This is a genomic window from Luteibacter sp. SVR4-7G, from assembly GCF_056755555.1.
On record NZ_JBPGXO010000038.1, the window covers coordinates 36,241 to 44,389 of the forward strand.

Annotated in this window: 8 protein-coding genes; 2 read left to right on the top strand and 6 right to left on the bottom strand. The window is 68.1% G+C overall.

The window, feature by feature from the left end; translation table 11 throughout:
* Positions 1–15: 15 nt before the first annotated feature.
* Positions 16–726, top strand: a complete 711-nt coding sequence (locus ACR9ZH_RS14270) for a DUF899 family protein (protein ID WP_481291421.1) — start codon at positions 16–18, stop codon at positions 724–726.
* Here ACR9ZH_RS14270 and ACR9ZH_RS14275 read toward each other — a convergent pair.
* The 4 genes from ACR9ZH_RS14275 to ACR9ZH_RS14290 form a co-directional block, all read right to left on the bottom strand.
* Positions 711–2,285 (bottom strand): methyl-accepting chemotaxis protein, encoded by a 1,575-nt coding sequence (locus ACR9ZH_RS14275; RefSeq protein ID WP_481291422.1) that lies wholly within the window; start codon positions 2,283–2,285, stop codon positions 711–713. The genes ACR9ZH_RS14270 and ACR9ZH_RS14275 overlap by 16 nt on opposite strands.
* A gap of 115 nt (positions 2,286–2,400) precedes the next feature.
* Complete coding sequence (locus tag ACR9ZH_RS14280; RefSeq protein ID WP_481291423.1) at positions 2,401–2,667, bottom strand: DksA/TraR family C4-type zinc finger protein; 267 nt, start codon at positions 2,665–2,667, stop codon at positions 2,401–2,403.
* An 81-nt stretch (positions 2,668–2,748) separates the two neighbouring features.
* Positions 2,749–4,224: an alpha-L-fucosidase gene (locus ACR9ZH_RS14285; protein ID WP_481291424.1), complete on the bottom strand. Its 1,476-nt coding sequence runs from the start codon at positions 4,222–4,224 to the stop codon at positions 2,749–2,751.
* Positions 4,221–4,367: a hypothetical protein gene (locus ACR9ZH_RS14290; protein WP_481291425.1), complete on the bottom strand. Its 147-nt coding sequence runs from the start codon at positions 4,365–4,367 to the stop codon at positions 4,221–4,223. Before ACR9ZH_RS14290 ends, ACR9ZH_RS14285 begins: the two co-directional genes overlap by 4 nt.
* Before the next feature lie 113 nt (positions 4,368–4,480).
* On the opposite strand from ACR9ZH_RS14290, the gene ACR9ZH_RS14295 reads away from it, so the two are divergent.
* Positions 4,481–6,055, top strand: a complete 1,575-nt coding sequence (locus ACR9ZH_RS14295; protein ID WP_481291426.1) for a DHA2 family efflux MFS transporter permease subunit — start codon at positions 4,481–4,483, stop codon at positions 6,053–6,055.
* Here ACR9ZH_RS14295 and ACR9ZH_RS14300 read toward each other — a convergent pair.
* Both ACR9ZH_RS14300 and ACR9ZH_RS14305 read right to left on the bottom strand, forming a co-directional pair.
* Complete coding sequence (locus ACR9ZH_RS14300) at positions 6,012–6,830, bottom strand: copper resistance protein B (RefSeq protein WP_481291427.1); 819 nt, start codon at positions 6,828–6,830, stop codon at positions 6,012–6,014. The genes ACR9ZH_RS14295 and ACR9ZH_RS14300 overlap by 44 nt on opposite strands.
* Positions 6,827–8,149: multicopper oxidase domain-containing protein (locus ACR9ZH_RS14305; RefSeq protein WP_481291428.1), on the bottom strand; the 1,323-nt coding region annotated here is incomplete at its 5' end. The genes ACR9ZH_RS14300 and ACR9ZH_RS14305, both read right to left, overlap by 4 nt.

Below are 8,149 nucleotides of genomic sequence, written 5' to 3' on the forward strand. Positions count from 1 at the left end.
GCAGGAGATCATCGAATGAGCAGCCAGCCCCTCGTACCCGCCGCCGAACTGGCGGCACGCAGTACCTTCCGCATGCCGAACGAGAGCGCCGAATATCGCCGGGCCCGCACGGCCCTCCTGGCCGAGGAGATCGAGCTTCGCCGGCACATCGAGCGCGTGGCCGAATTGCGCCGCGCCTTGCCGCCGGGCGGCGAAGTGCGCGGCGACTATCGCTTCGTGGGCGTGGATGGCCCCGTGGACCTTGCCGGCCTCTTCGGCGACAAGCCGAGCCTCGTCACGTACAGCTGGATGTTCGGCCCGCAGCGCGAGCGCCCCTGCCCCATGTGCACCTCGCTGCTGAGCGCCTGGGACGGCGAAGCCCGCGACATCGAGCAGAACACGGCGCTGGCGGTCATTTCGCGCTCGCCCATCGAGCGGATGGTCGCCTTCGCGAAGGAGCGCGGCTGGCGCCACCTCAAGCTCTATTCGGATGCCAACGGCGATTTCAGCCGCGACTACTTCGCGATCGGCAAGGAAGGCGGCGACGAGCCCGCCTTCAACGTCTTCACCCGGCGCGACGGTACGATCAGGCACTTCTGGGCCGGCGAAATGGACGGCAACACGATGGACCCCGGGCAGGACCCGCGCGGCGCGCCCGACCTGATGCCGCTGTGGACGGTGATCGACTGCCTTCCACAAGGACGTTCGCCCACCTGGTATCCGAGCCTGGACTATCCGTCGGCCTGACCGGCCAGGGTGAAGTAGGCGACTTCCCGGCGCAGCACGGCCGCGCTTTCGCGCATGGCGCGGCTGGCTGCCGCGGCATCTTCGACAAGCGCGGCATTCTCGCGCGCGGTTTCGTCGATGCCGCGGACGGCGCCGTCGACCCGCGCTATGCCCTGGGCCTGGGCACGCGTGGTATCGGTCAGTGCAGCCATCATCACGGCGAGCGTACCCACGCGCTCGCCGATGCCCGCGAGCACGTCGCCCGCGCGGTCGACCGAGGCCACGCCGGCCTGGACGGCTTCGTCGCTCGCGGCAATGAGTCCACGGATGTCGCGCGCCGCCGCGCCGCAACGCTGTGCCAGTTCGCGCACTTCGTGGGCCACCACGGCGAAGCCACGGCCGTGCTCGCCGGCACGTGCCGCCTCGACGGCCGCGTTCAGCGCCAGCAGGTTCGTCTGGAAGGCTACCTGGTCGACCAGGTCGAGCACCTCGGCGGTGCGCTGGCTGGTCGCCTGGATCGCACGCATGTTCCCGATGGCGTCGGCCGCCACGCGACGCCCTTCGTCCGTCATCGTACGCGCCTCGCGCACTGCGCCGTCGGCAGCCATCGCCTCGTCAAGGCCGCCCGACACGGCATCGCGCATGTCGCGCATCGACAGCATGGTGTGTTCGACGTGGCTGGCCTGCAGGCGCGTGCGCTCGTTCAATGCATCGTTGCCGCGCGCGAGGCCGGCCGAGGCCTCGGCAACGTGATCCGCGCGATCGCGCACCTGCACCACCACGTTGCCGAGCTGGGCGTCCATCGCCGCGAGCGAGGCGAGCAGCCGGCCGATCTCATCGTCGCGGCCCACGTCGATGCGCGAGCCGAGGCGGCCACCGGCAATCGCCGCCGCGACGTCCGCGGCCTGGCGCAGGCGCCGGCCCAGCGAGCGGATGAGCGCAAGATCGATCGCGCTGGCCAGCAGCAGCGCGATGCCGAGCAGCACGGAGGAATAGATCTCGCCGCGCGCGATCTCCGCATGCTGCGCTTCCGCCACGGCATTGCCGCCATCCACGGCAAGCCCGAACAGGTTGGAGAAGTCGCTCTTCAACGGCACCACGGCGGACTGCACGTCATTGGACAGCTGCAACTGGGCCAGGTCGTACTGCTCCGCTTTCAGAAGTTCGACCACGGTGTCGACGGCCTTGTCCGCATCCTGGCGATGCGCCGCGGCCAGGGTCACCAGCTTGCCCTGCTCCTTGCCCAGCCCGCTGGCCTCCAGCGCCTTCCACTGGCGGTCGATGGATCCGCGGTCCGACTGGATGGTCGTCACGGCATCGTCGGCAGCGGACGGCAACCGGGTGAGCGTGGCGTGGATCAGTGCGTCGAGGAGGTCGTTGTAGTCGTTCTGGATATGGCCCAGCGCGGCGACCGGGGCGAGCGTGTCGCCGACGACGGATTGCAGGCGGCGGTCGGCGGCACGGAGCTGCAGACCGCCGACGATCCAGAGCGCGAGGAGCAGCAGGATGGTGCCGCCGGCGCGGAGCGCCAGCCGGGCGCGAAGCGTCAGCGTGGGACGGGGTACTCGGGGGAACGGCATGACGGACTCGAACGGGGGTGGGGTACCCGCGTGTCGGCCGCCGGTTCGCCAACTTTAGCTTCGAAGACCGATTTGTTTCTTTATTTCAAATAGTTACAGAATGATGACAAGCAGGTCAGCGCAGCTGGCTGTCCTTGCTGCCGCGGCGGTTGTAGCCGCTGAAAGCGGCTTCTTCCTTGTCCGCCTCCTCCTGGCACGCCACGCAGAGACGCACGCCCGGAACGGCCTTGCGCCTTGCTTCCGGGATCGGCTTGTCGCATTCCTCGCAACGCTCCAGGCTGGGGCCTTTCGCCATGCGGCTGCGTGCGCGCTTCACCGCGTCTTCCACGGTGGCGTCGATCTGGTCTTGTACGGCGGTGTCGCCCGCCCATCCGGTAGCCATGGTTTTACCTCCTGGCGCTCGGGTCCGACAGCTAAAGATGGTGCCAAGCCTTTGGTTTTAAAGGCGTGACGGCGGCGTGGTTCAGGCTGACGCGGCCGTGCCGCGGGGTTCGTCGTAGATGCCGAATTCCGCGATGCCTGGCTGCCGGCCCTGGACGCTGAGGCGGACACGCCTCGCCGTCGTGCGGGGGATCTCATGGAACTGGTAGGGCGCGGGCGTGCCGCCGGCGGCCACCTCGCTCCATGCTCCGTCCTTCTCCACTTCCACCTTGTACGAGACGATGCGGCTCGCGTCGCCGTAACCTTCCGCGTGCAGCGGCTCCACGATCGAAAGCGTGTTGAACGCCACCGGTTCGTCGAAGCGCACTTCGATCCACGCATCCTGCTTGCCGCGATCGGCCAGCCAGTAGCTGTGGAAGTTGTCGTCGAAGGCCTGGTCGGGTCCCACCGCCTCGTCGCTCGCGCTCGCCCACGCCGGCTTGCCGGCGGCGAGATCGGGCGTGGTGATGGTGACGGAACGGCCGATCTTCGGCGCCGGGCCGGGGTTCTTCCAGAGACGGCCGATCTCCGCCAGGCGTGCCACCGCGTTGTCGTCGAAACGGCCGTCGCGGTTTGGCGCCACGTTGAGGATGAGGTTGCAGTGGTTCTCGTTGAACGGCTTCAGCCATTCCTCGACGATCGTCTGCGCTGACGCGAGTTCCGCTGCCGGGTAGGCCTTCTTCCAGAACCAGTCGCTCTGCAGCGTGGTGCCCGACTGCGACGGCACCGGGCTGTCCGGCGGAATCTTCTGGCCGGCGTGCTGTTCGTACTGCTTGATGTCCGTGTAGTAGAGCGCCGTGCCGGGATAGCTGCCGGCGTTATGGTCGGTGAGCAGGCAATCCGGCTGCAACGACTTCACCAGGTCGTAGATCTCGCGATAAGGCAGTTCCGCATAGGAAATGCGCGACCACGACGCGTTCCAGCCATCGAGGATCAGGGCCGTGAGCGGGCCGTAGTTCGTGAGCAGTTCGGTGATCTGCGCCTTGATGAGCGCGATCTTCGCGGGCGTGACGGTGCGCGCGCGGATGTCCTGGCGCAGGTCGAGGATGGAGAAATACAGGCAGACCCCGAGGCCTGCCTTGCGGAACGAATCCACGTAACGCCGCACCACGTCGTGCGGAAACGAAGACTGCATGACGTTCGCGCTGCCGATCTTCGTCGGCCACAGGCAGAAGCCGTCGTGGTGCTTGGTGGTGAGGCAGGCGTAGCCCATATTCGCGGACTTCGCGGCGCGGGCCCATTGGTCGGTGTCGAGATGTTTCGGATCGAACAGCTTCGGCGACAACGTCGGGTCGCCCCATTCGCGTTCTTCGAAGGTGGCCATGTTCAAATGGATGAACATGCCGAAGCGCAGGTCGAGGAAGGCCTGCTGCAACGACCTCAGGCGTTCCGGGTCTACGGCCACGTGCCGCTTCGCCGCCACCGCCGGGGTTGTCGCCAGCGTTCTCACGCCTGGCCAGATGCCGCCGCCGAGTACGCCGGCCGCGGCGAGTGCTTTCGCGAAGTCACGGCGATTCAACGCGTTCCCTCCCCATCCTGCGGACGCTTGTGCTGCGGATCGCCCGACCCCGTGGTGACGGGCTCCTCGGGCTTCGGGCCCCCGCCGTGGGTGGGATCGCCGGCACCGGTGGTGGGATCGTCGTAGGTCTCGCGCTCTTTCATGGCATCGCCTCCATCGGAACCGCCAGTGTGCAGGGAGAATCGTCCAGGGTCCGTCATACCGCGCCCGCCGCGTGTAAGGCGCACCGGCCGGCAAAGCGCTACGCTCGTCGACCATGACCTCGACCTCACCGCTTGACCCTACCGCGCTTGCCGAGGACGAGTCCATCGCATGCAGCGAATCCGCGCGCCGCTGGACGCTGGTCGCCGCCATCGTGGGTTCGGGCATGGCCTTCGTCGACGGTACCATCGTCAACGTGGCGCTGCCCGCCATCCAGCAGGCGCTGGATGCCACCACCGCGGATGCGCAGTGGGTCATGGAGGCGTACGCGCTGCTGCTCTCGGCGCTGATCCTCGTGGGCGGCGTGTTGGGCGACCGCTTCGGACGGCGCCGCGTGTTCCTCATCGGCACCGCGATATTCACGCTCGCCTCGATCGCCTGCGCCGCCGCGCCGACCATAGGCACGCTCATCGGGGCGCGTGCGGTGCAGGGTTTCGGCGCCGCTTTGCTCGTACCGGGCAGTCTCGCCCTGATCAGCAGCGCGTACCCGAAAGAACGTCGCGGCGCGGCGATAGGCACGTGGTCCGCCTTCAGCGGCATCACTGCCGCCGCCGGGCCGGTGATCGGCGGTTACCTGGTCGAGTACGTGTCGTGGCACTGGGCCTTCCTGATCAACCTGCCGTTGGGCATCACGCTGGTCGCGGTGTGCCTGTGGCGCGTGCCGGAAAGCCATGGCCGGAACGCCGGGCGTCTGGACATCTCCGGCGCCGTGCTGGCCACGGTGGGACTCGCGGGCGTGGTGTACGCGCTCATCGAAGCGCCGCAGCAGGGCTGGACCTCGGCGCCGGTACTGATCGCCGCGGGCACGGGCGTGGCGGGGCTGGCGGCGTTCATGTTCGTGGAGCGGCGTTCTTCCGCGCCGATGCTGCCCCTCTCGTTGTTCCGCAACCGCGACTTCTCGGCCGCCAACGCGCTCACCCTGCTGCTCTACGCCGCGCTCGGCGGCAGCCTTTTCTTCGTGCCGCTGAACTTCATCCAGGTACAGGGGTATGGCGCGACAGGCGCCGGTGCGTCGCTGCTGCCGATCATCGTGATCATGTTCTCGCTGTCGCGCTGGACCGGACGGCTCGTGGATCGCGTGGGCGCGAAGCTGCCGCTGGTCGTCGGCCCGTCCATCGCCGCCGTGGGCTTCGTCCTGTATGCCGTTCCCGGTGTGGGCGGAAGCTACTGGACCACGTTCTTCCCGGCGAGCTGCGTGCTCGGCCTGGGCATGAGCATCGTCGTGGCGCCGCTCACCACCACGGTGATGAACGCTTTGTCGCCCTCGCTGGCAGGCACCGCTTCCGGCGTGAACAACGCCGTGGCGCGTACCGCCGGACTGCTCGCCATCGCGGTCTTCGGCGCCATCCTCACGCAGGTGTTCGACAGCACCCTCGATGCGCGTCTCGCCGGGCTCGCCCTGCCCGGCGACGTCGTCAGCCGGATCATCGAACAGAAGGCCAGGATGGCCGGCATCGAGGTATCGGATCCTGCCGCCCGGCGCGCCATTGCCGATGCCTTCGTGGCGGGTTTCCGCGCGGTCATGCTGGTATCGGCGGGGCTGGCGGTGCTGTCGGCCATCGTGACCGCGTTCGCCCTGGGCGGGGTCAGAACCAGAGACGAACCCCGGCCACCCAGCGGCGATCGGTGACGCGACGGCCTTCGTCGCGGGCGAGGCCCGCCGTCCCCGCCGTGAGGTGCTGCCAGGCGAGGCCGAGGTACGGCGCGATCGAACGGCGGATCTCGTAGCGCAGGCGCAGGCCGCCTTCGAGGCTGGAAACGCCGGAACGAATACCGCGCTGCAGGTCGTCCTTGCCGTAGGCGTTGACCTCCAGTTCGGGCTGCAGGATCAGGCGCTGGGTGATCAGCAGTTCGTATTCCACACGCACGCGTGCCGCCGTTCGGCCACCCGAACCCGCGTAGGCCGTCGCTTCCACCTCGAACCAGTACGGCGCCAGGCCTTGCAGGCCGACCGCGGCCCAGTTCCGCTTCGGCCCCTCGCCGATGTCGCGGCGGAGCCCGAGTTGCGCATCCCAGAACGGCGCCACGGCGTGACTCCAGAAAGCCTCCACGTCGCCGTCGTGTGGACGGCCGCCCTCGCGCTCGCCTTCGCTGCGCAGCCAGAGCTTGTCCGTGTCGTTGCCATACCAACCTTCGGCTTCCCACGACTGGCCGTGACGGCCCTGCCCCGCAAAGGATTCGAGCCGGTCGAGCAGCAGCATGCCGACGGGCGCCGTGTCATCCATGCCCATCATGTCCATGCCATGCATCGACGAGGGGACGCCGTCGGACCAGTCGCCGCTGCGTGCGTCCGCGGGCGCATCGTGGGAGCCGTGCTGCATGTCCGAATGGTCCATGTGTTCCATGGACTGGCCGAAGGCCACGCAAGGAACGAGCGCCAGCAGCAGGATCGCGGCACGCGTCACGACACGACCACCTCGCGGAACATACCCGCTTCCATGTGGTAGAGCATGTGGCAGTGGAACGCCCAGTGCCCGGGATTGTCGGCGGTGACGGCGTAACTCACCTGCTGGGCCGGCTGCACGTTCACGGTGTGCTTGCGAACCTGGAACGCGCCATCGGGCGATTCCACCTCGCTCCACATGCCGTGGAGGTGGATCGGATGGTTCATCATCGTGTCGTTGACGAGGCGCACGCGCAGGCGCTCGCCCTGGCGGAAGTGCATCGGCTTCGCCTGGGAAAACTTCAGGCCGTCGAACGACCAGGCGAAGCGCTCCATGTTGCCCGTCAGGTGCAGTTCGATGGTGCGGCCGGGTTCGCGCGCATCGAGCGCGCCACCCACCGTGCGCAGATCGGCATACGTGAGCACGCGATGCCTGCGCTCGCGCAGGCCCACGCCGGGATCGTCGAGGTTCGTGCGCGGCATGTCCACGCGCATGTCGACGTTGGAGCCGTACTCCGTGCGCGCGTGGCTGGCCATCGTCGTTCCGCCGCCCATCATGTCGTCCATGGAAAGCCGCTGCCGGGCGTCGAGGGGCGGTACCGCCGCGCTCATGCCTTCGCGCGGGGCCAGCGTGGCCCGGGCGTAGCCGGAGCGATCGATGGACTGGGCGAAGATCGTGTAGGCACGGTCCTCGCGGGGTTCGACCAGCACATCGTAGGTTTCGGCAGCGGACAGCCGCAGCTCGTCGACGTCGACCGGTTCCACGTCCTGGCCGTCGGCTGCCACCACCCGCAGGCGCAGCCCTGGAATACGGAGGTCGAAGATCGAATTCGACGAGCCGTTGATGAGCCGGAGACGCACGCGCTCGCCGGGGCGGAACAGTCCGGTCCAGTTGGCTGCCGGCGTGGCGCCGTTGACCAGGTAGGTATAGCTCGCTCCGGAAACGTCGGCGAGGTCGCTGGGGTCCATGCGCATCTGGTTCCACATGCGCCGCATCGCGACGGCGTCCCTGAAGCCCTTCGTGTGCGCGTCGCGCAGGAAATCAGCCAGGGTGGGGCGGCCGTAGTTATACACATTGCCGCGCGTCCGCAGGTTGGCGTAGATGCGCTCGGGATCCTCGTCGCTCCAGTCGCTGATGAGGATCACGTGTTCCCGGTCCGCGGGATAGCGCTCGCCATCCTTCGGCTCGATGACGATGGCGCCGTACAGTCCGCTTTGTTCCTGGAAGCGGCTGTGCGCGTGGTACCAGTAGGTTCCGGACTGCTTCAGGTGAAAGCGGTAGGTGAACTCGCTTCGCGCGGGAATGCCGTCGAAGCTGAGGCCCGGCACGCCGTCCTGGTC